At 41.0% G+C, this 1,287-nt stretch carries 1 protein-coding gene; it reads right to left on the bottom strand.

The annotated features are described in order from the left end of the window. Positions 1 to 276 precede the first annotated feature (276 nt). Positions 277 to 1,083 (bottom strand): helix-turn-helix transcriptional regulator, encoded by an 807-nt coding sequence (locus tag DXA97_RS19740; protein WP_118721460.1) that lies wholly within the window; start codon positions 1,081 to 1,083, stop codon positions 277 to 279. Positions 1,084 to 1,287: the final 204 nt, after the last annotated feature.

Genomic DNA, 1,287 nt, shown 5'->3' with positions numbered 1-1,287 from the left:
CAAATACTGTTGGTACTATAATTGGATATTTTATTGTATATAGGATAACTGATAATTTTACGAAGCGAATCTTTTCAAATTCAAAAATGAGTGACTTTTACATAATATGTGTATCTGTAGCACTTATTATGTTTTTCCTTCAACCATTTATTTCATCTTTGTTATGGGAAATTGTTCTGTAAATTCCAGCTTGTCATTCTGAAAATTTAACTGAATAACCACAGCACAAACCGCTGCTACATGGAAGCTAACGAACCATGCAACAGCGGTTTTTCTTTACCGTTTTTTCCGCTGGCTGATTGGCGTTCCCATTTTCTTTGATTTTTTGAGAATCCGAATCAGCCAGCGAAATTCTTCATCTGACAGGTTTTTATAGTTGATACCGAGCTGCTTGCAGTAAAGAACAACCAGCTTTTCATCCCGACTGCCTTTGAAATTTTCGACCGCTTCCAGATTTTCTTTCAGTTCATCGGCAACGGTGGTCTGGGGCGCACTCTCACTGTCCTTTTTGTGGGCTTCCCGAATATCCCGGATAATGAGATTGAGGTCATCCCGTACCATGTGACTGAAATATTCATCATCACTGATATGGGCAGCTTGCAGCACCTTCAAATGCGGGTCATCTTCGCCTGGGCGATACCGTTCAATGATTTCATGTCGGACGGTATCGACAAGGGCGTTGAGGTTCTGAATCTGCATGGTGGAAATCCCATCCACATAAATCTCAATATCCGCAAGAAACTTGATAAAGTCCTTATGGGTGGCAAGTTCGCAGAGCAGACGGTTGTTAATCCTTCCGCTTTTCAGAAGTGCCACCATTTCATCATTCAAATGCAGCTCCCTTAATGGCGTGTTGATCTCTGCCCTGTTCTCTGTCCGGCAAAAGAGATAATCGAGGGACACCCCATAAAAATCTGCCAGCAGGATAAGGTTGCCATGATTGATTTCCTTATAGTCATCTTTTTCATAACTGCCAAGAGCCGATTTTGAAATACCTGTTTGCTCTGCCAGTTCTTCCAGTTTTAATCCTTTGTTTAATCGTAAATCTTTTAGCCGTTCCTGTATTGTAGTAGCTCCGTTCATTGAAGCAGTTCCCCCTTTCTAACGACATTTATAACCGTTGAATTGATTATACCATATCAATTCCGCAATCGTGGAAATTTCTGATTTTTACCCCTAATTCCTACTTTGTGGACATACGGCACAGGGCACAAAAATGTTCTATGATACAGGTAGTTCATCGATGGATTATTCCAATCGAATGACCAGCCTGTGTGGGATATGCTT

It is taken from the genome of Clostridium sp. OF09-36, from assembly GCF_003481985.1.
Taxonomy (GTDB): Bacteria; Bacillota; Clostridia; order Lachnospirales; family Lachnospiraceae; genus Brotaphodocola.
Note: the sequence above shows the minus strand (reverse complement) of the source record. Positions and strands in the feature narration are given on the sequence as shown.

What these genes read in the sequence shown, in the direction of transcription:
- DXA97_RS19740 (WP_118721460.1), bottom strand. Translation starts at nt 1,083, where the DNA reads ATGAACGGAGCTACTACAATACAGGAACGGCTAAAAGATTTACGATTA.